Source organism: Anaerostipes amylophilus (assembly GCF_025567365.1).
In the GTDB taxonomy this organism is placed as follows: domain Bacteria; phylum Bacillota; class Clostridia; order Lachnospirales; family Lachnospiraceae; genus Anaerostipes; species Anaerostipes amylophilus.
On the sequence record NZ_JAOQJG010000005.1, the window covers coordinates 118087 to 141016 of the forward strand.

The window sequence follows — 22930 nt, forward strand, 5'->3', positions numbered from 1 at the left end:
TGTTATTATAAGTAATTTTGAGGATTTACATAATTTCCATTCTTTTTCACAACAAAATGCAAATGAGCTCCTGACACCATTCCTGTTGCCCCTGATCTCGCAATTGTCTGTCCCTTGCTGACTCTTGAACCTGAAGATACAAGAAGTTTTGAACAGTGAAGATACATTGTTTCCAACCCATTTCCATGACTGATCTTTAAATAATTTCCATTGTAAGAATTATATCCTGCATCTATGACTGTCCCAGATGCTGCTGCCACGATCGTTGATCCTGTCGAGCAGGGAATATCAATTCCTGCATGTAATTTCCTTACTCCTGTCACTGGATGAATGCGGTATCCATATCCAGATGAAATACTGTGGCAGGATGGAACCGGCCAGCCAAGATTTCTAGAAGAAGTAGTTGTTGTATTATTCTTCTTCGCTGTTGTCGCAGATGCCGACGGTTTTGTCTGTGGTGGCCGTTTGCTTGTTGAACCTGCTGATGTACCAGTATCTGATTTAGATTCTTTGGCTGATTCTTTTACAGAAGCCATATCCAAATCTTTCTGGTCTGGCCCCTCTGCTTCAAATGCAGCAAGCAATGCACTGTTTGATGCTAGCTTCTTCTGATACCATACAATCTTCTCTTGTTTCTTCGCAACGGCCTGATCTAACTTCTCTTTCTTTACTTTTGCCTGCGCTGTTAACGTCTTTGCTGTTTGGTAATCCTTCTTTAAACGGCTTTCTACGATCTGAATTGTGTCTTCCGTTGTCTGTAATTTCAAAAACATATTGCTGTCATATTTTGAAACCTTTGAGACATAATCTGCCCGTCTTAGAAATTCCTGAAAATTGCTTGCTTCAAAGATTACTTCCATATAAGCCATATTCCCATTCTCATAAAGAAATTTAATACGCTTGCTCATAATCCTTGACTGTTCTTCTTTCGACTGTTTTGCTTCTTGCAAACGCTCCTGCGTATCTTTCAGTTCTTTTTGGACGGAAGAAAGCTTTGATCTGTACTTTTCATAAGTTTCATGACTTGCTGTCATTTTCTCATCAAGCTCTTTGATCTCATTTTGTATTTTTTTATTTTTTTCCTGAAGTTTTTTATTTTCATTCTGAACTTGTTGTTTTTTGTCCACTGCCCAGACGGGTACTTTATAAACATTTAATGTAAGCATTGCAGACAACATCATCAGGACAATTCCTATATGATATCTCCTTTTCATAGTCTCACCTTCCTAGACTTTTAAATACTTTCGGATCGTAATAGAACTTCCAAGCAACCCGATCACAATCCCAACTATTAAAGATAATGGTAATAAGTATATCATAATTTCCTGAATCGGTACAAACTTCATAAATACTGTAACTACATGGAATTTATCATTCATCCATGAAATGATACCCTCATAACCTGCAAAGATCACAGCTGTCGGAATCAACGAACCGATCACACCAATAATGATTCCTTCTGCACGAAATGGTGCTTTAATGAATCCATTTGCTGCACCTATAAGTTTCATGATCGCTATCTCTTCTTCTCTTACTGCTACTCCGACAGAAACTGTATTGCTCACAAGGAAAATAGAAACCGCCATCAGTATCACGATCACTGCTCCTGCAATATAGCTCCCCATCGTATTCATCTTTGTCATTCCTTCTGCTGCTCCCTCAGAGTAACGGACTTTTCTGACACCATCAATCTTCTCTAAATGTGATACCACCATTTTATATGATTCTACTTCCTTTAATGTGATCTCATAGGAATCAGATTCTTTTAATGGGTTGTTTCCTTCAAATCCTTCTAAAAGTTCTTCATTTCCCTGAAATACATCCTTCTTATAGATTTCCCATGCTTCTTCTGCTGATACATACCTCATCGTAGCAATATCTTCTTTTTGACGTATTTCTTTTCCAATCTCATTTTTTCTTTCTTTTGAAATTCCCTCATCAAAAAAAACAGAAATTCCAACCGATTGTTCCATCTGTTGCATCGTTGATCTGACATTTAATGCAACTGATAAAAAAGTTCCAAGCAAAAAGACACAAGCAATGATCGTTCCAAGTGATGCCAGTGAAAACATCTTATTCCTGAAAATATTTCTTGTGCCTTCCTTAATTCCATACAAAAATCTTCTAAATATCATAGAACCCCCTAGCTTCATCCTGCTGTATCTGTCCATCTTCGATCTGGATAACTCGTTTTCCCATCTCATTCACAAGTTCACGATTATGTGTAACAACCAATACTGTTGTTCCTTTCTTATTGATCTCTGACAAAAGTTCCATGATTTCCCTTGCCGTCACAGGGTCAAGATTCCCTGTTGGTTCGTCTGCCAGCAGTAATACCGGATGATTGACAAGTGCTCTGGCAATCGCTACCCTTTGTTGTTCTCCTCCTGATAATTCATTCGGAAATGCTTTCATACGATCTTTGAGTCCTACCATGTCAAGCATATTCTCCACTTGACGCTTGATATAGCGGTTTGGAGCCTCTACAACTTTCTGCGCAAAAGCCACATTCTCAAAGATGGTCCGATCCTTAAGCAGACGGAAATCCTGAAATACCATTCCCATCTGCCTTCGAAGTTTCGGAAGTTCCTTGCGTTTTAATTCTTTATAATTCTGTCCATTAACTATGATCTGACCACTTGTTGGTTCAAGTTCTTTCTGCAAAAGCTTCATAAGTGTCGTCTTTCCTGAACCACTTTTGCCAACGATAAATACAAACTCGCCCTTCTCTACATCAAGTGATACATTGGTAAGTCCTGTATTCTCTTTATCATATTCCTTCGTTACATTCTTTAATGTGATCATCATAATTCTAATCCATTGTGTCCATATGTTTCATATATTTGACTACCATCAGTGCTATTTTAAATGCAATGGCATCTTCAAAGTTTCTTAAGTCCAGATTCGTATTCTTCTGAATCTTGTCCAGACGATATACTAATGTATTACGATGAATAAATAACTGTCTGGATGTCTCGGATACATTCAGGTTATTCTCAAAAAATTTGTCGATCGTCGTTAATGTCTCTGCATCAATAGAATCTGGAGAATAATCTCCAAAAACTTCCCTGATAAACATCTTGCATAATGGAAGAGGCAGCTGATAAATCAGTCTTCCAATTCCAAGCTGATTGTATGCGATCACCTGAGCATCTTCATAGAAAATCTTACTGACTTCCAGTGCGATCTGTGCTTCCTTATATGATCTTGAAACATCTTTGATCGTCTCTGCAATGTTACCAATGGCAATCTTCACTTCCTTGATACCATATTCATTCAAGCCCTTCACAATCTCCCTGGCATGTGCTAGGAATTCTGTCTGGCCTTCTTCTCCATTGACTGGTGTCACATATACAATACTCTTCTCATCCACTGCTGTAATAAAATCAGTATCTCCATCTGTCTCAACTTCTTTCATAGCTTCTAACAGATTCTGATCCTTCTCATATTCTGCCTGAATCAGAAATGCTACCCTTCTCTGCTCAACTTCAATATGAAGCTTCTTAGAGCGATTATAAATATCAACTAATAATAAATTATCTCTTAACAAATTCTTTACAAAGTTCTCCTTATCCAGGCGTTCTTTGTACGCTGTCAACAGGTTCTGAATCTGCATCACCGCCAGTTTACCAATCGTATACGCATTCTCGCTCATTCCATTCACAAGAAGAATATATTCCAATCTCTGTTCATCGAAGATCTTAAAATACTGAAAACCATCGATTACCTGACTCTCTGCCATAGACTCTGCAAATTCTGTAGCATGTTCTGTCAAAGATTCCTGAACCTCCATTGTTGTTACTACGATACGACCGGACAGATCTAAAATACACAGATCGATTCCAGTCACTTCTTTCATTCCACTAATTGTCTCTTTTAATATCTGATTTGAAATCATCCTTTTATTAACCTTTCATATTTGCCGTTCAACCTTTTCTTTTACTATACAGCATTTTAACCAAAAAAAAAAGAAAAATTTAGTAATTTTTACATGATATTGTGGATTTTATACAAATTTTTAGCAAAAAACATACAAACTTTAAGCAAACTCCTGTGTCTCATTGCAGTAAATTCCTGTTTTATCGTAAAAAAGAGATGTTTCGAAGCTATCTTTCTTCAAAACATCTCTTTTATATTATACCTTATTTACTAAATTTCATCTTCCGTTCCAACAATAATACAGATTCTTGCACCGCTGCTTACTGTTCCAACTGTATATTCTGGATTCTTAAAATAACTCTTTAAATCCTGTCCTAAAGACTTGTCTTCAACAATGATCTTCGTATGTGTCAGTGATCCCTCTCTGTATGTTTTAACAGAACCCACTGTATATCCATCACTTGACAGTTTATCTTTCCATCTTCCAGCTAATCCGGAAATTGATGTTGAATTTTGGATCTCAATAGAAATATTCTTGGATGATGACGAACTTTCTGTTGTTTTCTTTGCTTCTGTTGTACTTGAACTTAATGCAGAACTTAAATCTCCATCTTCAGATAACATCTCATCAAAAACTCTCTTGGCTTCATCTGTATCCAGTTTGAACTTTCCATTACTTTCTGTTCCATCTAACACTTTGAAGTTTAGATTCTTATCTTTAATCTGGCGAATTCTCTTAAGATAGCTTTCTACATTTTCATAAGACCCATCAGAATCAACTGCATCAAAATATTCCTGTGCATATTCTTTATATTCAGATAACGATTTATCGTTCAATGCAGCAGCAACAGCTACACAAATCTCACCTGTAAGTTCTGCCTGCTGGTTCTTGTCTTCAAAAATATCAGTTTCACTCATCAGTGAATAAACAGCTGTTCCATTCAGACTGTTCTCACCCTCATTCAATGTAACATATTTGTCTGTGGAATCAGTATAAGACATTGCCTGATCAAATTCTACTTTAATGTCCCCCGCCTTATTTATCAATGTTACAAACTTCTTGCGTGATAACAATTCATAAGAATTAATTGTAATTCCAAGTGTATTCTCCACCTGTTTTTTCATCAAAGCTCCGTCTTCCTTCGTTGCTTTGATAACATCTGCAACCGTCGCCTCGCTTACATTTGTTCCAAGAGTTTCCTTTACCGCCTTCTTACCGCTCTTTGTAAGTTTTAATGTCATATCCTGACGTAATGGAACAAAAATCATCTCTTGGTTTCTATTATGATAAATTCGGATCACGATGGAATTTCCTGTCTGGATCATTCCAACGTCTACCTTTTCTTTACTTTCTTCTTTTAACTGCTTTGCAATCTCAGCTTTCTTATCTTTTTTGAATTTACTTGCAAAATATGTCTTAAATCCAAAAAAACTTGCAACTCCACCGATGGCTGTCACCAGTATCACTACAAGAATTCTGGCAAATATCGCTTTCGCACCAAGCTTATTCTTCTTTTTCTTCTTCGCCATCTTTCTGCTCCTTCCGTGTATAAACTTCGTTAAGTATATCAAATTATTCGATTTATTTCAACAATCCTCTATGTTATAATCGTCTTAATATTTTCTTAAAACACTAGATTTATAAACGAAACGAGGTATACCAATGAAAACTGTACTGATCACCGGAAGTTCCCGCGGAATCGGCCGTGAAACCGCCTTATATTTTGCATCTCAGGGCTGGAATGTCATTATCCATGGATTCCGTCACCCTGAAAAACTTGATTCATTAAAAACAGAAATCCTTTCTCATTCTGTATCCTGCCTGTCTTTTTGCGGTGATATCAGCAATCCTTTGTTTGTTGATAAAATGATCACGGAATCTCTGAAAGTCTTTCCAAAAATTGACTGTCTTGTAAACAATGCTGGCATTTCCCAAGTTGGACTGTTCACAGATGCAACCATCGATGACTGGAATTTAATGATCAACACAAATTTAACTTCCGTATTTACAACTTGTAAAAATATCATTCCACACATGCTTCATTATCATAAAGGAAAAATCATCAATATTTCTTCCATCTGGGGCGAAGCAGGTGCATCCTGCGAAGTTTTATATTCTACTACAAAAGGTGGAATCAATGCATTTACAAAGGCTTTAGCAAAAGAAGTTGCTGCTAGTAATATTCAGGTGAACGCCATTGCTTTTGGAATGATCGATACGGAAATGAATGCAGAATTTGATGAAGAAGATCTGGCTATGATCAAAGATGAGATCCCGGCAGATTATATTGCCAGCCCGAAAGAGGCGGCACAAATGGTTTATCATGTGGCAGAAGCACCTGGTTATATGACTGGGCAGATTGTTACTTTTTCTGGAGGATGGTATTAAATTTTAAGTTAATAGTTGGCCAACTGTAGAATTCGAGTATATGATAAAAAATAAATAAGCAACCGAAAGCGATGAGGTGGAATTTTTGCTCATATTTTGAACAAATCGCTGATCCGCCCAATTTCCTACGAAAACTCGCTCTGGAGTTTTGTCTAAGACAAAAATCTTTGAAGCTCAGACATTCGTCCAATTGGGCTGCGAATTTATTCAAAATATGGCAAAATTCCAATGCATCGCTTTCGGTTGCTTATTTATTTTTTATCATATACCAGAAGTCTATAGAATGGACAATTCACAAGATTTTCCCCGAAGCTTCGAAATATACTGCCTGCAGTTTAAAAGTTTCCGGCACAGTTTCATCGAAAGAAGCTGAGGAAGTCTGGTATCCCGCTTCATTCTTGGCAGGCCATCGCACAGCGATTTAGTTCAATCGGTGTTATTTGATCTCTTTTAACTTCTGTTAACGAATCCAAAACTTATCAACCAATACCGTTTAACATACACACTGTGTAGTGGTTTGACGCCCTGTGGTCGATTGTTTGACCGTAGCTGCGGGTATTTTAGCTCGTAGCGAGGGAGTTATCGAAGGAACAGGCGCGGATCAGCGATTTGTAAAAAACGCTTTCAAAAATGCGGAGTGTCATCCTTTTTTCTTATAAATATTTCTTCTTATCTTCTTTCTGACTCATACATGCAACACTATCTACAAATCAGAATTTACAATACTCCACAAATTTCTCCATCTCTTTCGTCATATATTTATTCGCATGATAAAACACCTGACGATACATCGTAATATCAATATCTTTGACATCTAATTTGGCAATTTTCCCTTCTTTGATATCTTTTTCTACGACAAATAATGGCAGATAGGAAAGTCCTTTTCCTGTCTTTAGCATTTTCTTGATAAATGCGGTATCACTGCATTCAAGAACCGGTGATAACGTCTGTTTTCGCAAGGATAATTCCTGTTCTAATGCCTGTCTGTAATTGGCATTTCGTTCGGTCAGATATAATGGTGCATTCAATATTTCTTCTACTTTGATATCCTTTTCCCCTGCGAATTTATAATTTGGTGCAGATACAAAGATCACAGGCTCGGCTTCCTCTAAGACTTTTACCCAGTTTTTATCCCATCTTGGTGTATCCAGAATATAAATGACATCGAGTTCATTATGCTCCATCATCTGAATCAACTTTTCTGGTGAATCAATCGTTATTTGGATCCTTACTTGTGGATGTTCATTGCGAAATTTTTCTACAATCTCTGGCAATTTTACCGTACAAAGGGATTCGATCGTTCCGATATGTAATGGATTTTTTAACTCTGCAGTATCATTCATTGCATCTTTTGCCTTATACATTTCATCAATGATCTTATTTGCATGGATCCAAAATTCTTTTCCGCTTGGTGTCAGTGTCACTTTTTTCCCTGTTCGGTCGAATAACCTGACTCCTAATTCTGTCTCTAACTGACGGATCTGAACAGTGACTGCTGATTGCGAATAGCCCAGTAATTCTGCGGCTTTCGAGAAGTTTTTTACTTGTGATATCTGCATAAATGTCTGTATCTGACGGAATTCCATTTTTTCTCCTTTGTACTATTATGAATAATTTTCAATGTTATTATTAAATCTATGAATTTGATTCATCTATATGTGGATGATACAATACAAACATAAAGACGTCAAACATTTTTTGTGCACATTAAACAAACTACGATGATATGTGATTATGCTTTTAGAGGAGTAATTAAAAATGGAAAAGAAAAAATTTAAACTTGGTCTGGTACCAAAACTCATTATTGCCATCATTATTGGTATCCTGTTTGGACAGTTCCTTCCAACTGGATTCTGCCGCTTTGTTGTAACACTGTCTGGATTCTTCAGTACCTACTTAAAATTCATCATTCCACTGATGATCCTTGCTTATGTAACCATGGGAATCGCTGATCTGTCACAGGGTGCTGGACAGCTGCTTTTAATTACCGTTGCTCTTGCTTATGGTTCAACTTTACTTGCTGGTACAGCTTCTTACCTTGTATCATCCAATCTGTTCCCACACTTTATGACTTCTGGGGCATTAGATCAGATTGCTGCGACTGCTGATGCGTCACTGAAACCTTATTTTTCACTGACGATCACACCGCTGTTTGATACATTATCTGCTGTTGTTCTTGCTTTCATTTTAGGATTATGCTTATCCACAATGAAAAGTAAAGAGATCGGAAACAGCCTTTACAACGGAATGAGCGATTTCTCAACGATCATCGATAAAGTACTGCACAAAACGATCATTCCTTTATTGCCATTATATATCTGCGGTACATTTACTGATATGACGAAATCAGGAAAAACATTTGCAATCCTTGGAATCTTATGGAAAGTATTCCTTGTAGTGATCATCATGCACTTTGTATGTATCACAATCCAGTTTATAATTGCAGGTTCTGTCAGCAAAAAGAATCCTTTCTCTCTTATTAAAAATCAGGTTCCTGGTTATACTACAGCTTTAGGAACTCAGTCTTCTGCTGCTACAATTCCTGTCAATCTGGAATGTGCAAAGAATGACGGTGTCAGTGCTCAGATCCGTAACTTTGTAGTGCCTCTTTGTGCCAATATCCACATGGCAGGTTCTATGATCACGATCACAGCATGTGCAACTGCTGTATGTTTGATGAATCAGTTACCGATCAGCCTTGCAACTGTTATTCCATTTATTATGACACTTGGTGTTGCAATGGTCGCTTCTCCTGGAGCTCCAGGTGGATCTATCATGACTGCATTGCCTTTCCTTTACATGGTATTTGGTACAACAGCAGGAGATACAAACGGACCAATCTGTGCTTTAATGGTCGCACTTTATATCACACAGGATTCCTTCGGAACTGCATGTAACATTTCCGGAGATAATGCGATCGGAATCGTCGTAGATTCTATTTACAAGAAATTTATCTTAAAAGAAGATACAGTGGAGGCTTAATTTATGTCTTTTATCAGTGCATTTGATGTTATGGGGCCAAATATGATCGGTCCCTCAAGCTCCCACACAGCTGGAGCTGCAAGGATCGCATTTCTCGCAAGAAAAATGTTAAATGGTACACTGAAAAAAGTTCAATTTACACTCTATGGATCTTTTGCAAAAACCTATCATGGACACGGAACGGATCGTGCCTTATTAGGTGGAATCATGGGATTTGGAACCGATGATATGAGAATCCGTGATTCTTTCGAGATTGCAAAAGACATTGGACTTGATTTCTCTTTTGTACCAAATGAAATAGAAACTGATGTCCATCCAAATACAGTGGATATCTTAATGACAAATGAAAACGGAGATCGCATCATGATCCGTGGGGAATCTTTAGGCGGTGGAAAAGCCAGGATCTGCCGTATCAATGATGTAGAAGTCGATTTTACTGGAGAATACAGTACCTTGATCGTGATTCAGAAAGATAAACCTGGCGTCGTTACTTATATCACAAAATGTCTAAGTGATCAGGATGTTAATATCGCTTTTATGCGTCTTTTCAGAGAATCTAAAGGAAATACCGCTTATTCTATCGTTGAATCCGATGGTCTTCTTCCTGAAAACATCGCAGACGAGATCAAAAAAAGTCCAAATGTCTCAGATGTTATGATCATTCAACTATAGAAAGGAGAATTGAAACGTTATGGATTTTAAAAACGCAATTGAATTACTTGAATTATGTAAAAAACATGATCTTCCAATCTCCGAAGTTATGAGACAGCGCGAGATCATAGAAGGAGAAAAAGAAGCTGATACAGTTCATGATGCAATGGCAAGAGTTCTTGAGATCATGAAAAATGCTGCTTTTACTCCGATCAAAGAACCAGTTCGTTCCATGGGTGGACTGATCGGTGGCGAGGCAAAGAAGATTGCTTCCCGGTATCATTCTGGAATTGGAATCTGTGGTGATCTGTTAGAAAAAAGTATGATCTATGCGATGGCGACTCTTGAGACGAATGCATCCATGGGGTTGATCGTAGCATCCCCAACCGCAGGGTCTGCCGGAATCGTTCCTGGACTTTTACTTGGGCTTCAGGAAGTTCATAAATTAGATGATGAACAGATCATTCAGGCACTGTTTAATGCCAGTGCGATCGGATATCTTGCTATGAGAAATGCAACGGTTGCAGGTGCTGTCGGCGGATGTCAGGCGGAAGTCGGTGTTGCTTCTGCGATGGCTGCTTCTGCCACTGTCGAACTGCTTGGCGGTGATCCAGAACAATGTCTTGGAGCTGCCTCTACCGTTTTAATGAATATGTTAGGTCTTGTTTGTGACCCCGTTGGCGGGTTGGTGGAATATCCATGCCAGAACCGTAATGCCGCAGGTGTTGCAAATGCGATCATCGCAGCTGAGATTTCTTTATCTGGAATCCATCAGCTCATCCCGTTTGACGAAATGTTAAACGCAATGTATATCGTTGGTAAACGACTGCCAGCTGAACTAAGAGAAACCGCCCAGGGAGGCTGCGCTGCAACTCCTTCTGCATGTGCCGCATGCGGAGGTTGTGCGTAAAAATTCCTTCAGAACACATTTTTAAATAGTAGGTAATAAATCAATCTCTTTTTTGCCTCTTTTGGGCGTTTTCATATATTGGAATCTAAAAGAGTGTCTGCATCACTTAATGATGCAGACACTCTTTATTTACTATATCTTAAGCATCCGATATCCAATACCTATATGTGTCTGTATATACTGCATGCCATCTTTATCTGGCTGTAATTTCTTCCGTAATGTTGCCATAAACACTCTAAGTGATGCAACATCATTTTCCAGTGAACTGCCCCAGATCTGTTGCGTAATATAAGTGTGAGTCAATACTTTTCCAACATTATGAGACAGCAAACATAATAATTTATATTCGATTGGTGTTAAATGCAGTTCTTTATCTTTTAAATATGTAGATCCTGCTGTATAGTCGATCTTTAACTCTCCATTTACAAAGACTGCTTGTTCTTGTTCCTCGCCTGACTGGATCAATGCTAATCGGCGCTGTGTAACCCTGATCCTTGCAAGCAGTTCATCAACTGAAAATGGTTTTGTGATATAATCATCTGCTCCTGCATCCAGTGCTTCTATTTTATCTACATCTTCACTTCTTGCACTGATAACGATAATTGGTACGTTAGACCATGTTCTTACTTTTTTGATCACATCCACACCTTCCATATCAGGCAATCCAAGATCTAATAAAATGATCTCTGGTTTATGAGAAGATGCCTCTAAAATAGCTGAACTTCCATTTTCTGCTGTAATATATTTATAATCATGTGTTTTTAATGTTGTCACGATCAGATTACGGATCGGCCGGTCATCCTCCACGACTAAAATTAATGCTTTATTCATTTAATGTAACCTCACTTAATGGCAGTGTAAAAGAAAAAATACAACCATGTGGTGTATTGTCCTCCAACACCAGTTTCCCGTTATGCACCTCTATGATCGAACGGCAAAGTGCCAAACCTAAACCAAGACTTCGATGGCTGTCTGCGATCGTATTTTTCCCTGTATAAAACATTTCAAATATATGCGGCTTCATTTCATCACAAATTCCAGGGCCGTTATCTTCTACTTGAATCTTTGCTTTTCCATTTTCATTCATGGCACAAATGCGGATTGTAGATCCTTTCGGTGTATATTTAATTGCATTATCGACCAGATTGATCAACACTTGCAGGATCAGCCGCACATCCATATGTGCAAGTATCAATTCATCGCATTCTGTAATGATCTGATACTCTTCATGTTTCCTGCTGATATGCCGTAATGATTCCGCGATCACCTCATCTAATAATTGATCTGTAAATTTCAGTTTTAATCTTCCATCATTTAATCTTGTGATCGATAATAAATTTTCAACGATATTGATCAGCCATTCTGAATCATCATAAATATCTGTATAAATCTGATGTTTTGTTATATCATCAAGACGTTCTCCACTATTTAACAGCATGTCTGCATTCCCAGAAATGGAACAAAGTGGTGTCCTTAGATCATGTGAGATCGCACGAAGCAGATCTGCTCTTAACTGTTCATTTTTGGCAAGAACGGAGATTTTTTCTTTCTCCATGATATTCTTTTTATTTTCCATGGCAAGTGCACATTCATTGATCACAGAAAGTAAGATACTATATTCGAAGGAATCTAATGTATATTCGTCAACTGGTATTGCGATCACACCATACACATTATCCTCAATACAAATGGCAAGGTATAGACACTGTGCATCTTTAAAACGTTCGGTCGTTGCTCCAGCACGCTGCTTATTTTCATACACCCATTTTGCGATCTCCTGCTCCCTGCTTGTCAATAAATCTTCTGTCTGTTCTTTCTTTTTATTCGAAAATATATGTGGTGCTGACAATTCATCGCCTTCCACAACATATGCCACAATACTGCGGTCTAATAATTTGATAAGCTGTGTACATGTAATACTTAAAATATCCGTATCGTTTTTTGCTTTTTGAAGTAACCGGTCTGTGTCAAATAAAATCTGTGTACGAAATGCAGATTGTGCTGAAAGCCTTGCATGTGTTTTTAATTTTGCTGCAAGTGTTCCAGTAATGACAGAAGATATTAACATGATCACAAAAGTTACCGGATATCCAACTGCATACGTCCGAAATGACATTCTTGGTTCCGTAAGGAAAAAGCAGAACAAAAATACACTTAAGACAGAACCTCCAATGCTGTATAAATATCCATCTGTAAGGATTGACGTTAATAAAACACCCAAAATATAAATTGTAACGATGTTTGTATCTGTAAATTGAAGTTTCTGGATGAATAGACCGATCAACGTACAAACTGCAAATATAAATAATGTTAATAAACTGTCTTTCATCGTAGGCTTTCCTACATAAACCGCTCCATGCGGTTTTCGATAATTATCTAAGTTCATCGCATCTGGAATAATGTGGATATCAATATCAGGAACAGCCTCGATCAACTTTTCTGTTAATGTCTGTTTGCTGAAAAAGTGATTTCTCTTTGCACTACTTTGTCCGATCACGATTTTTGTGACATTTGATAAATGTGCATATTCCGCGATCTGTACCGGAACATTTTCCCCATGTGTCATTACGATTTCCGCACCAGATTCCTTTGCAAATTGTACATGAGCTTCCAGTCTTCTTTTGTCCGATTCTCTTTCTCTTTTTCCTGTCTGTACATACAATGCCGTAAAACGTGCCCGCATATCTCTTGCCATTTTTGCTGCTGTACGTATGATCTTTTCATTCGATGGTGAAGAAGAAAGACAAACAAGAATGTGTTCGTTTTCTGTGTTCAGCTCTACAAATTCTCCTGTGCTCATCTTGGCCCCCTTTCCTTATCGGATGCATTATATCATGATCGTCAATAATAATCCATAAACACATCAATCATCGTCATCATCTTGCTCCCTGTCAATTACTTTCCGATTTTCTCCAAGAAAATAATTTACTTTTTTCAAAAAGAATAACACAAATGCAAACATCAGTATTACCGCCAATGCTAAAATGAAGTCTGACATAAGCTCTCATCTCTTTTTCATGACATCAGATACAAAAACACTTTTTGATCGCTTTATATTCTCCTAATACCAATAATGTAACATCTTCCTTAAAACAGGTATCCGCAGATATCGCCATACTTACTTTTCCATCATCTTTTACTGCCATAATGTTAATATCATATTTTTTTCTAATATCAAGTTTTCCCACTGTCTTTCCGATCCATTCCTTCGGAACCTCTACCTCAAAAATCGCATGTGAGGCATCGACTTCCATATAATCAAGAATATGATCATCGGTATAACGGATCGTTGCCCATTTTGCCACCATTTTTTCTGGATAGACTACCTTATCGGCTCCATTTCGTAAGAGGAATTTTTCCTGTACATCTCGTTCAGCTCTGGAAATAACCATTTTGCCTCCAAGTTCTTTTAACAGACAGGTGGTTTCCAACGAATTTTGGAAATTCCCACCGATCGTAACAAAACAGATATCATAATTTGCAATCCCCAGAGATTTTAAAAATTCCTCATTCGTACTGTCCCCGATCTGTGCATTCGTAACATATGGAAGTGCATCATTCACTCTTTCCTCATCCAGATCAACTGCCATGATCTCATGTCCAAGCTGACTTGACTGTATCGCTATATGTTTTCCAAAACGTCCAAGTCCGATCAATAAAATATTCTTCATCATCAATTCCCTCTTTCTTTTATCCCACTATGATCTTATCAAGTGGTAGTCTTGCTTTTCGTTTATTTTTATCTGAAAATACTGCATAGATCAGCGTCAAACCGCCAACACGTCCCAGATACATCAGTATGATCAAAATGATCTGTGACAGAATATGAAGTTTTGGTGTGATTCCTAATGTTAAACCTACGGTTCCAACTGCAGATGCTGCTTCAAACAGACAGCTTGAAAGCGGCAGTCCCTCATACACACTGATCGTCATTCCGCCTGCAAAAAACAAGATAAAATACATCATTGCGATCGTTGTTGCATTTTTTATCACACTAGTATCGATTCTTCTTCCAAATGCTGTCACATCATCACAACTTTGAAAGGTCGCCAGTACATTTAAAAGTAACAGAGCAAATGTTGTTGTTTTCATACCTCCTGCTGTAGAACTTGGTGAACCTCCGATCAACATCAATAAAATCATCATTGCCTTTGATGCTCCTGTCAGCATCGAAAGATCTGTCGTATTAAATCCTGCAGTTCTCGGTGTCACAGCTTGAAACAATGATGCAAGCAACCTGTGAATCCCTGATAGATTTCCATAATCCTGAAAGAAAAAGAAAACAGCTGGTAACAAGATCAAACATAATGTTGTAGTTAGAATAATCTTGCTCTGCATATGGTAATGTTTGAACCGAAATTTATGAAGATAAATGTCTTCCCATGTAAAAAATCCAATTCCACCAATGACGATCAGTAACATGATCACAATGTTGATCACTGGATTTACCGCATATGATGTCAATGATACAAATGGATGCCCTTTTGTTCCAAGAAGATCAAATCCTGCATTACAAAAGGCTGATACAGAATGAAAGATCGACATCCAGATCCCCCGTAATCCAAAATCATGACAGAAAACAGGCATCATGAATAACGCACCGATCAATTCAATCAATAAAGTTCCTTTTAAAATAAAACTCATCAATCGAACGATCCCTCCTACTTTCGGTGCAGAGATCGCATTTTGCATCGTGCTTCGCTGCATAATCGATATTTTTCTTCCTGATAATATAAATACGGCTGTTGCTGTTGTTATAACTCCCAGACCTCCGATCTGTATCAGAAACATGATCACTGTCTGTCCAAAAACGGACCAGTAACTTCCAGTATCCACGACTGCAAGCCCTGTCACACATACTGCAGAAGTTGACGTAAATAATGCTTTATGAAATGGTGTTATAATTCCTTGAACCGATGAAATTGGCAGCATCAGGATCAATGCTCCAAAAAGGATCACTCCTGCGAACCCTAATATGATCACCTGAAATGATGTTAAATGTCTTTTTTTATGAATCTTCCATGGCATATATGATCTTACCTCTTTTTCAAATTATTTTATGACCTTTTGATCTTATCATCATTATATCTTTTATGATAAAAAGATAGTGTAAGGATATGTTCTCTTGTATTAAGATTGTATAAAGAAAAAGGAGCTGGTATCGTTTTTTGATACTAGCTCCTTTTCTTCTATACGATATATGGAGTGCATTACAATGTTTTATCGAATGCTTTTTGCTAATTCTTTTGCTTCTTTTGTTAACTCTTGAATCTTATCAAAATCTCCTGCTTTCACAAGATCTCCTTTAACCATCCAGCTTCCATCAATGCATAAATGATTCCACTGACAAATGCATCTCCTCCACCGACACGGTCTAAGATGTGAAATCTTAACTTCTGGCTTTCATAAGTTTTTCCATCATACCAAAGATATGCCATCAGACTATTTTCACTGCAGCTATGTGCATATCTGACATGTCTTGCAATACATTTAATATTTGGATAACGTTTTACAAATCCATGAAACACCTCATCCTGCTGTTTGAAATCTGGTTGAAATGGAACTCCGTCTTTTACATCTCCTGTCTGATGATCCTGTTCATCTTTCCATAAATGATATGGTTCAATTCCAAATAAAACATCAATATATGGAAGACACATCGTACAGAAATCTCTTGCTTCCTCCCAATCCCAGAGAGTACTTCTAAATGTAGAAACAACAGGTAACCGTCTGCACAATGAGACAATTGAATCTCATAGAGAAATTGCACAGGCGATTGCCGCGCATGACCCTTTGAGAGCACAGGATGCAATGTATCTACATCTTGTTTATAACAGAAAGGTGATTTCCACTTCCACAATCTAGGGAAGCAAAAATTCCTGAGAACAACTTTATTTTTATTGCTCTCAGGAATTTTTATTTTCATCTTTTTTCATAAACCACACATTCATAAGGCTTCATTTGCAATCGGTTTCCAATCACTGTTGTCTGTTCATAATTTACAAATACAACACTTTCATAATCTTCTAGCAATTCTACGCTTTTTCCCTCAGAGCTAAAATTACAGATTAACACAAGCTTCTGATCTCCATACGATCTGCTATATGCAAAAATATGGTATTCTTCCTCATACATTGGCTTAAAATCACCATATGTCAATATCTCATTATATTCTCCTGATTTTCGAAATGCGATGAGTCTTTTATAGAAATTTAAAATAGATCCATATTCTTTTTCTTCATCTTTGACATTAACGATCTTATAATTTTCATTCACTGGCATCCAAGGTTTCTCTGTTGAAAATCCTGCATTTTCATCGTGATTCCACTGCATTGGCGTTCTCGCATTATCTCTGCTATGATGACTTGCTATTTTCAATGCCTGTTCTTCTGACATTCCAGCTTCCCGTGCAATATGATACTGGTTAATCGTTTCCAGATCATTAAACTCTGCATATTCCCATCTGCGGTTACTCATTCCAATTTCCTGTCCTTGATATAGAAATGGTAATCCCCTCTGACAAAGCATGATCATTGCAAGTGCTGACAGGCTATAAAATCCATAATCTTCTTCTGGAATGAACAGGCTCGCTCCTCTTGGCTGGTCATGATTTTCGATAATGTTCGCTTCAAATCCTGCCTTTTCGATGATCTTTTGGTTATGAAATGTTTCTTTTTTCCAGTCATCAAATGGCTGCGGCCAGTCATAATCCATATAGTTTTTCCCTTTTCGATATGCATGACATGGCTCAAATGCAAAAATTGTGGAAAAATATCCTTGATCTCCGATAAATTGTGGAAGAATTTCTTCTTTGACAAACATTGCTTCTCCAACAGTTAATGCATCGTATGGTTCAAAACAACGATGTTTCATTTCCAGAAGAAAATCTCCGATTCCTTTAACTTTTCCAGCTACTTTATATACATCTGCGAGTCCGTCCGGACCATCTGGTTCTAAGTCACTCCATGTCAGGTCTTTCTTGATATTCATGATCGCATCAATCCTAAAACCTGCAAGTCCCTGATCCATCCACCAACAGATCATCTCATAAATCTTCTCTCTGACAACTTCTTTTTCCCAATTTAGGTCTGGCTGTTCCTTTGCAAAGGAATGCAGATAAAACTTATTCTCATATCCTGGGACTTTCTCCCATACACTGCCGCCAAAATACGATCTCCAATTTGTTGGTGGCTGTCCATTTTTCCCCTCTTTGATATAAAAATAGGTTCCATATTCTCCATCTGGATCTGCCATTGCTTTTTGAAACCATTCATGTTGGCTGGAACAATGGTTTACAACCAGATCCATCAAAAGATACATGTCTCTTTTCTTTGCCTCATCAATCAAACGTTTCATATCTTCCATCGTTCCAAACATCGGATCGATCGCATAATAATCAGAGATATCGTAACCGTTATCCACCATTGGAGACTGATACATCGGAGATATCCACAAAATATCGATTCCAAGGTCTTTTAGATAGTCTAGTTTGTTGATAATTCCTTCAATATCACCGATTCCATCTCCATTGGTGTCTAAAAAGCTTTTGGGATAGATCTGATATGCGATTTTATTGTGCCACCATTTTTTCTTCATGTTTGATTCCTTTTTATTTTAATTTCTCTATTTTACACTCATGTGTTTTTGTTTCCCTATCATAATTAATACCAACCAATAACATATTATTTTTATATTCTTCCAAACTCTCAAAATACTTTTTATCTTTGATCTGCTTGATCGCACCTTCTGCACCCTTATCCCATTTCAATTCAACAACCAATGCTGGTTTTTCTGCAAATTGTTTCTTCGGAATAAATACCAAATCAGCAAATCCTTTTCCACCTGCCAGTTCTCTATGAATCGTATAGAAATTCCTTGCTGCATATAATGCTAATGAGATTGTATAACTCAATGCATTTTCATCATTATACTGGATATGTGATGTCTCAAAATGTGCCTGTTCAATCACTTTCGCTACCTGTTCTTCTCTGCCTTGCCAGATTGCATTTAATGTATCTGCAGAATCTTTTAGTGCTTTTGATACAGATCCCCAGTCTGATACTGAAACTGTATTTACATATTCTGCCCGAATCTCGCTGTTTGGTATCTTAACTGTTTTTGTTTTATCATCATATGCAAGATATCCCAGATGGATCAGCAGTGTCAACACATCATCTTCTGTGCGGAATGTTTCCATATCATTTGTAAAACTTTCAGTGTTAACTGCTACACTTTCCCCAGCGATCATACTTAAAACATCATCTTTTAAATGTTCAAAATTCATATCGATATAAACTTGCAACGCCTCAAAAGTCTCTGTCTGATTCCAATAATTTGATATCTTCTGAAATCTCATACTGTTTACAACTGATCTTGGACTATACACGGAAGGCACTCCATCAAACGAATAGCCATCATACCAGTTCTTGACTTCTTCCATGTCCATTCCATACTGTTTGCAGAGTTTTTCGACTTCTTTCTCTGTAAATCCAACATAACATGCTAATGGTCCCGGATTGATCATGGAAAATTCATCAAACATATTCAGTGCTGAATGAGTTCCATATTTTTTAATTGGTAAAATTCCTGTCATATAAGATAGATAAATACATGCTTTGTCTTTTAAAAGATCTCTTAAAAAATCTAAATATTTTTCCTGCGCTTCTTTATCTTTTTTATATTCTCTAAAAATACAATCCCATTCATCAATGATCACAACAAATGGGCATTGCGTTTGTGCATAAACATCCTGCATAGACTCGATTAGATCTGTATCATCAAAGTAATCAACTTCTGGATATTCCATTTTTAAATCTCTGATCACGAGTTTCTTTACACGTTCGATCAATTTTTCTACATTATAACTTCGGCTTAGAAATTCCTGCATATTTAAGAATATCGTATTGTATTGATTCAGGTATTTTTCAAAGTCTTTATCTTTTGCAATTTCAAAACTATGAAATAATTTTTTTGAATCACATCCACGACTATAATAAGCTGTCAACATATTCGCAGCCATAGATTTTCCAAATCTTCTTGGGCGGCTGACGCAGACATAATTTTGTGCTGTATCAAGTACGGAATTCGTATATTTTATCATTCCAGTTTTATCTACATAGATTTCAGACTGGATCATTCTTCTGAACTTTTCATTTCCTGGATTTAGATAATTTCCCATACGGATACACCTCCTTGACTAAACCTATTGCAAACTTTTCTTTTATTATAAGATAATGCAATTTTTCCTACAAGGCTTTCTTTCCACATTCATTGTGGTAACAAATAGTCTTTTCAATCTATTTTCCCATGGTTATAATAAAAGCATCAAAAACAACAGAAAACATTTCGCGGAATGTCTGATATCTTAAACTTGTCATACTGACGATTGTCAGAGAAAGGAATTGAATTATGAAAATCGTAGCAGTTAGCACATGTACAGCAGGAATCGCTCATACTTATATGTCTCAGGAAGCATTAGAACAGGAATGTGAAAAAAGAACTGGGTACAAGCCCTGATATCGATCTTTTATTATCAATTGTTAATGAAATCGAAAAGAACAAGTCCTCATTGTATGTGGAAGCGGAAAAGCCAGTTCCGAATTATTGGCGTATCAAGTAAAAGAAAATTTTGGGAACTATCTTGATGTCGTTGGAGTAACAAACCACCATTCTCTGGAATTATATGATTTTTCAAATGTTGATTATATCCTTACGACCGTTCCGATCGATATTCCTGTTCCGATCCCGATCATTCGAACATCAACATTTTTTGAAACAAGCTTTATTCATCAGGTAAATCAGGCAATCACCGATACCAGAAGCAGTCGTTTTATAGAATATTTTCATAAAAATATGGTATTGGGATCTTCTTCTGATGATAAAAATGAAATCCTTGAACACATGTGTGAAAATGCGGTCCAGAATTATGACATTCCAGACGACTTCTTCCATTATATTATGAAACGTGAGGAAATCGGACAAACATCTGATTCATCCGATCGACTGGGATGGAGAACCCGCACAATTGATCTTTCTTCTTTCCATGAAGGAAAGCGGAGAAAATACGATCAGTACTTTTATCGGATATGATACTGCAATTCCTCATGCAAAAACAGATGCTGTAAAAACTCCATTTGTCGCTTATGCAAAATTATCTCATGCAATGAATTGGGATGGAAATGGCGAAATGGTCAAACATATTTTTATGATCGGAGTTCCAAAAGAATCTGGTTCTAATCTTCATATGCGTATCATCTCTGAACTTAGTAAAAATATTATGAGAAATGCATGGAAAGAAAGCTTTATGAATGCTGCTTCTGCCGATGAAGCTCTAGAAATCTTAAAACTAATCGAAAAGGAGGTTATATAATATGGCAACAAAATCTAATAGAAAAAAACAAAGTCTTCTGTTTTTCCTATCTCTAAGTCAGAAAACATCTCTTCTGAAGATGCTTCTTTGCTATAATACGCTGCAAGCATATTCGCTGTATAGGATTTTCCAAAACGCCTTGGGCGGCTGTTACAAATATACGCATCTGTAGAATCCAGAACTTCATTCATACATGCAATTAATCCTGTTTTGTCTACATAAATTCTGGAATTCAGTGCTGCTTGGAACGCACTATTATCTGGATTAACAAATCTGCCTATTATTACACCACCCTTTAAACAACAAAAAATTTCGTACTATCATAAATATCTATATTGATTATGATAGCACGAAATTTTAGCTGCCTCAACTTATATTGATTACATGAAGTGTTTATATATAGAATTGTTTCTATCCTAGTTATTTACTGCAACATGTTTAGATTTATCTGAATTATAAACTTCTTCGTCAACCAGTCCTTCTGTCGCTGCTGTGATAACGGCTGCTGTTGCTGCTCCTGTTACGTTTGTCATTGTTCTTGCCATGTCAACGATCGTTGAGATTGGTGCGAATACGACAACTAATTCGATTGGTAATCCAAGTGCTGCAAATACGGCTGTTGATGTAATGGTTGCTGTTCCTGGAACTCCGACTGTTCCTACGGATACAACTAATGTGATCAGGATTAAGAATGCATACTGTGCAATTCCATAATGGTATCCTAACATATGAACACTGAATACTGCTGTTAATGCTGGCCAGATTCCTGCACATGCTGGCATTCCAACATTAGCTCCAAGACCTGCTGTAAAGGATGCAACGTCTGCATCAACTCCAAGTGCTTCTTTTAACTGTCTTAATGTGACTGGAATTGTACCAACACTGCTCTGTGTTGTAAATGCTACATACTGAGCTGGTGCGATTCCTTTGAAGAACTTGATTGGGCTTAATTTTGCTACAAATTTGACTAAAAGCCCTTCTACACCAAATGACTGAACTGCACATAAGATATAAGATAATACTAATGTACTTAATAATGGAAGTAATTCTGCCACGCTGCTTCTTCCAACGGCTCTTGCTAAGAAAGATAATACGGCATATGGTGTAAATCCAATGATCCAGTCAATCGCCTGTCCAATGACCTGATTTCCTGCATCAATAAATGCTTTAAATGGTTTGACTGATTCATTATCTTTTGAAATTGCATTGTAAGATAATGCAATGATGATCGCAAATACAACGATTGGTATGATCTGTCCTTCACTCCAGTTTGTTGCAAAGTTACTTGGGAATAGGTTTACGATCGTATCAACTACTGATGGTACTTCAACTTTCTGATATCCATCTGCTACTTTATAAGCAAATCCATCACCAACATTTAAGATGACTGCTACGATCACTGTGATCGTACTTGCGATTGCTGTATTTAAGATCAAGAAGAAGATTGATTTTCCACCGATCTTCTTTAAGTGAATAGATTCACTTAAGTTTGTGATACTTGCAATGATACTAAATAACAGCATTGGTACAACGAGTGCTGTTAATACGTTTGTATAAATACGTCCGAAAATTTCAACATATGTAAAATGATTTCCGAATCCCAGACCAACTGCGATTCCAAAGACTGTTGCTAATAATGTTAAAAGTCCGAAGTCTACGCCTTTCTTATAATCTAAATAGTAAATTACTGCAAACAGAACAACTGTGACTGCTAGTGCGGCAAAATCTGTTGTGTTAATGCTCATTTTGT

General features: G+C 37.1%; 23 protein-coding genes and 1 pseudogene. 8 read left to right on the forward strand and 16 right to left on the reverse strand.

The window, feature by feature from the left end:
- Positions 1 to 5 precede the first annotated feature (5 nt).
- The 5 genes from OCV53_RS08480 to OCV53_RS08500 all read right to left on the reverse strand — a co-directional run bounded on the left by OCV53_RS08480 (position 6) and on the right by OCV53_RS08500 (position 5409).
- Positions 6 to 1214 carry a murein hydrolase activator EnvC family protein gene (locus tag OCV53_RS08480; RefSeq protein WP_055197699.1) on the reverse strand — a complete coding sequence of 403 codons (1209 nt, stop codon included), beginning with the start codon at positions 1212 to 1214 and terminating at the stop codon, positions 6 to 8.
- 12 nt (positions 1215 to 1226) lie between these two features.
- Positions 1227 to 2135, reverse strand: a complete 909-nt coding sequence (ftsX, locus tag OCV53_RS08485) for a permease-like cell division protein FtsX (protein ID WP_055197701.1) — start codon at positions 2133 to 2135, stop codon at positions 1227 to 1229.
- Positions 2125 to 2805, reverse strand: a complete 681-nt coding sequence (gene ftsE / locus OCV53_RS08490) for a cell division ATP-binding protein FtsE (RefSeq protein WP_055197808.1) — start codon at positions 2803 to 2805, stop codon at positions 2125 to 2127. The genes ftsX and ftsE overlap by 11 nt, the downstream gene beginning before the upstream one ends.
- A gap of 7 nt (positions 2806 to 2812) precedes the next feature.
- Positions 2813 to 3898, reverse strand: a complete 1086-nt coding sequence (locus OCV53_RS08495) for a PucR family transcriptional regulator (protein ID WP_022375359.1) — start codon at positions 3896 to 3898, stop codon at positions 2813 to 2815.
- Positions 3899 to 4149: 251 nt separating this feature from the next.
- Complete coding sequence (locus OCV53_RS08500; RefSeq protein WP_022375360.1) at positions 4150 to 5409, reverse strand: LCP family protein; 1260 nt, start codon at positions 5407 to 5409, stop codon at positions 4150 to 4152.
- Positions 5410 to 5542: 133 nt separating this feature from the next.
- Between OCV53_RS08500 and ymfI the strand changes: the two genes are divergently transcribed.
- A complete protein-coding gene (gene ymfI / locus OCV53_RS08505) occupies positions 5543 to 6268 on the forward strand; it encodes an elongation factor P 5-aminopentanone reductase (RefSeq protein ID WP_022375361.1) in 726 nt (241 codons plus the stop codon).
- A gap of 710 nt (positions 6269 to 6978) precedes the next feature.
- Here the strand turns inward: ymfI and OCV53_RS08510 are convergent.
- The gene (locus OCV53_RS08510; RefSeq protein WP_055197705.1) at positions 6979 to 7854 is read right to left on the reverse strand and encodes a LysR family transcriptional regulator; all 876 of its coding nucleotides are present in this window, start codon (positions 7852 to 7854) and stop codon (positions 6979 to 6981) included.
- Between the two features lie 172 nt (positions 7855 to 8026).
- Here OCV53_RS08510 and OCV53_RS08515 point away from each other — a divergent pair, with 172 nt between their 5' ends.
- From OCV53_RS08515 to sdaAA, 3 genes are read left to right on the forward strand one after another with little or no spacing between them, the layout of a single operon-like run.
- Complete coding sequence (locus OCV53_RS08515; protein ID WP_008392174.1) at positions 8027 to 9250, forward strand: dicarboxylate/amino acid:cation symporter; 1224 nt, start codon at positions 8027 to 8029, stop codon at positions 9248 to 9250.
- A 3-nt stretch (positions 9251 to 9253) separates the two neighbouring features.
- The gene (gene sdaAB / locus OCV53_RS08520; RefSeq protein WP_055197708.1) at positions 9254 to 9922 is read left to right on the forward strand and encodes an L-serine ammonia-lyase, iron-sulfur-dependent subunit beta; all 669 of its coding nucleotides are present in this window, start codon (positions 9254 to 9256) and stop codon (positions 9920 to 9922) included.
- A gap of 19 nt (positions 9923 to 9941) precedes the next feature.
- The gene (sdaAA, locus tag OCV53_RS08525; RefSeq protein ID WP_055197710.1) at positions 9942 to 10811 is read left to right on the forward strand and encodes an L-serine ammonia-lyase, iron-sulfur-dependent, subunit alpha; all 870 of its coding nucleotides are present in this window, start codon (positions 9942 to 9944) and stop codon (positions 10809 to 10811) included.
- A gap of 132 nt (positions 10812 to 10943) precedes the next feature.
- Here sdaAA and OCV53_RS08530 read toward each other — a convergent pair whose 3' ends face one another.
- From OCV53_RS08530 to OCV53_RS08555, 6 genes are all read right to left on the reverse strand, one after another.
- Positions 10944 to 11642: a response regulator gene (locus tag OCV53_RS08530; protein ID WP_008392170.1), complete on the reverse strand. Its 699-nt coding sequence runs from the start codon at positions 11640 to 11642 to the stop codon at positions 10944 to 10946.
- Positions 11635 to 13611 carry an ATP-binding protein gene (locus OCV53_RS08535; RefSeq protein ID WP_055197712.1) on the reverse strand — a complete coding sequence of 659 codons (1977 nt, stop codon included), beginning with the start codon at positions 13609 to 13611 and terminating at the stop codon, positions 11635 to 11637. Before OCV53_RS08535 ends, OCV53_RS08530 begins: the two co-directional genes overlap by 8 nt.
- Positions 13612 to 13674: 63 nt before the next feature.
- Entirely contained in the window at positions 13675 to 13809 is a 135-nt protein-coding gene (locus OCV53_RS08540; RefSeq protein ID WP_009204217.1) for a hypothetical protein, read from the reverse strand.
- 25 nt (positions 13810 to 13834) lie between these two features.
- A complete protein-coding gene (locus OCV53_RS08545) occupies positions 13835 to 14482 on the reverse strand; it encodes a potassium channel family protein (protein WP_022091482.1) in 648 nt (215 codons plus the stop codon).
- Positions 14483 to 14501: 19 nt separating this feature from the next.
- Positions 14502 to 15839: a TrkH family potassium uptake protein gene (locus OCV53_RS08550; RefSeq protein ID WP_055197714.1), complete on the reverse strand. Its 1338-nt coding sequence runs from the start codon at positions 15837 to 15839 to the stop codon at positions 14502 to 14504.
- A 263-nt stretch (positions 15840 to 16102) separates the two neighbouring features.
- Positions 16103 to 16471, reverse strand: a complete 369-nt coding sequence (locus OCV53_RS08555) for a hypothetical protein (protein ID WP_330654898.1) — start codon at positions 16469 to 16471, stop codon at positions 16103 to 16105.
- Between OCV53_RS08555 and OCV53_RS12545 the strand changes: the two genes are divergently transcribed.
- Positions 16470 to 16676 carry an FCD domain-containing protein gene (locus tag OCV53_RS12545; protein ID WP_349110089.1) on the forward strand — a complete coding sequence of 69 codons (207 nt, stop codon included), beginning with the start codon at positions 16470 to 16472 and terminating at the stop codon, positions 16674 to 16676. The two genes, OCV53_RS08555 and OCV53_RS12545, sit on opposite strands and share 2 nt — an antisense overlap.
- Positions 16677 to 16733: 57 nt before the next feature.
- Here the strand turns inward: OCV53_RS12545 and OCV53_RS08565 are convergent, their stop codons facing one another.
- The gene (locus OCV53_RS08565; protein ID WP_055197716.1) at positions 16734 to 18407 is read right to left on the reverse strand and encodes a glycoside hydrolase family 13 protein; all 1674 of its coding nucleotides are present in this window, start codon (positions 18405 to 18407) and stop codon (positions 16734 to 16736) included.
- Between the two features lie 13 nt (positions 18408 to 18420).
- Positions 18421 to 19989, reverse strand: a complete 1569-nt coding sequence (locus OCV53_RS08570; RefSeq protein WP_055197717.1) for an AAA family ATPase — start codon at positions 19987 to 19989, stop codon at positions 18421 to 18423.
- Positions 19990 to 20219: 230 nt separating this feature from the next.
- Here OCV53_RS08570 and OCV53_RS08575 point away from each other — a divergent pair, with 230 nt between their 5' ends.
- The 3 genes from OCV53_RS08575 (at position 20220) to OCV53_RS08585 (ending at position 21180) form a co-directional block, all read left to right on the forward strand.
- A complete protein-coding gene (locus tag OCV53_RS08575; RefSeq protein WP_207642837.1) occupies positions 20220 to 20327 on the forward strand; it encodes a hypothetical protein in 108 nt (35 codons plus the stop codon).
- 87 nt (positions 20328 to 20414) lie between these two features.
- Positions 20415 to 20900, forward strand: a complete 486-nt coding sequence (locus OCV53_RS08580; protein WP_055197720.1) for a PTS sugar transporter subunit IIA — start codon at positions 20415 to 20417, stop codon at positions 20898 to 20900.
- Positions 20854 to 21180: a PTS sugar transporter subunit IIA gene (locus OCV53_RS08585; protein ID WP_055197722.1), complete on the forward strand. Its 327-nt coding sequence runs from the start codon at positions 20854 to 20856 to the stop codon at positions 21178 to 21180. The genes OCV53_RS08580 and OCV53_RS08585 overlap by 47 nt, the downstream gene beginning before the upstream one ends.
- A gap of 29 nt (positions 21181 to 21209) precedes the next feature.
- Here OCV53_RS08585 and OCV53_RS08590 read toward each other — a convergent pair.
- Positions 21210 to 21461: pseudogene (locus tag OCV53_RS08590) on the reverse strand (AAA family ATPase); the annotation flags it as partial.
- A gap of 135 nt (positions 21462 to 21596) precedes the next feature.
- Complete coding sequence (locus tag OCV53_RS08595) at positions 21597 to 22925, reverse strand: dicarboxylate/amino acid:cation symporter (protein ID WP_022375566.1); 1329 nt, start codon at positions 22923 to 22925, stop codon at positions 21597 to 21599.
- Positions 22926 to 22930 lie beyond the last annotated feature (5 nt).

Coding starts and splice junctions, on each gene's coding strand:
- OCV53_RS08480 (WP_055197699.1), bottom strand. CDS start 1,214: ATGAAAAGGAGATATCATATAGGAATTGTCCTGATGATGTTGTCTGCA.
- ftsX (WP_055197701.1), bottom strand. CDS start 2,135: ATGATATTTAGAAGATTTTTGTATGGAATTAAGGAAGGCACAAGAAAT.
- ftsE (WP_055197808.1), bottom strand. CDS start 2,805: ATGATCACATTAAAGAATGTAACGAAGGAATATGATAAAGAGAATACA.
- OCV53_RS08495 (WP_022375359.1), bottom strand. CDS start 3,898: ATGATTTCAAATCAGATATTAAAAGAGACAATTAGTGGAATGAAAGAA.
- OCV53_RS08500 (WP_022375360.1), bottom strand. CDS start 5,409: ATGGCGAAGAAGAAAAAGAAGAATAAGCTTGGTGCGAAAGCGATATTT.
- ymfI (WP_022375361.1), top strand. CDS start 5,543: ATGAAAACTGTACTGATCACCGGAAGTTCCCGCGGAATCGGCCGTGAA.
- OCV53_RS08510 (WP_055197705.1), bottom strand. CDS start 7,854: ATGGAATTCCGTCAGATACAGACATTTATGCAGATATCACAAGTAAAA.
- OCV53_RS08515 (WP_008392174.1), top strand. CDS start 8,027: ATGGAAAAGAAAAAATTTAAACTTGGTCTGGTACCAAAACTCATTATT.
- sdaAB (WP_055197708.1), top strand. CDS start 9,254: ATGTCTTTTATCAGTGCATTTGATGTTATGGGGCCAAATATGATCGGT.
- sdaAA (WP_055197710.1), top strand. CDS start 9,942: ATGGATTTTAAAAACGCAATTGAATTACTTGAATTATGTAAAAAACAT.
- OCV53_RS08530 (WP_008392170.1), bottom strand. CDS start 11,642: ATGAATAAAGCATTAATTTTAGTCGTGGAGGATGACCGGCCGATCCGT.
- OCV53_RS08535 (WP_055197712.1), bottom strand. CDS start 13,611: ATGAGCACAGGAGAATTTGTAGAGCTGAACACAGAAAACGAACACATT.
- OCV53_RS08540 (WP_009204217.1), bottom strand. CDS start 13,809: ATGTCAGACTTCATTTTAGCATTGGCGGTAATACTGATGTTTGCATTT.
- OCV53_RS08545 (WP_022091482.1), bottom strand. CDS start 14,482: ATGAAGAATATTTTATTGATCGGACTTGGACGTTTTGGAAAACATATA.
- OCV53_RS08550 (WP_055197714.1), bottom strand. CDS start 15,839: ATGCCATGGAAGATTCATAAAAAAAGACATTTAACATCATTTCAGGTG.
- OCV53_RS08555 (WP_330654898.1), bottom strand. CDS start 16,471: ATGTGTCTTCCATATATTGATGTTTTATTTGGAATTGAACCATATCAT.
- OCV53_RS08565 (WP_055197716.1), bottom strand. CDS start 18,407: ATGAAGAAAAAATGGTGGCACAATAAAATCGCATATCAGATCTATCCC.
- OCV53_RS08570 (WP_055197717.1), bottom strand. CDS start 19,989: ATGGGAAATTATCTAAATCCAGGAAATGAAAAGTTCAGAAGAATGATC.
- OCV53_RS08575 (WP_207642837.1), top strand. CDS start 20,220: ATGAAAATCGTAGCAGTTAGCACATGTACAGCAGGAATCGCTCATACT.
- OCV53_RS08585 (WP_055197722.1), top strand. CDS start 20,854: ATGAAGGAAAGCGGAGAAAATACGATCAGTACTTTTATCGGATATGAT.
- OCV53_RS08595 (WP_022375566.1), bottom strand. CDS start 22,925: ATGAGCATTAACACAACAGATTTTGCCGCACTAGCAGTCACAGTTGTT.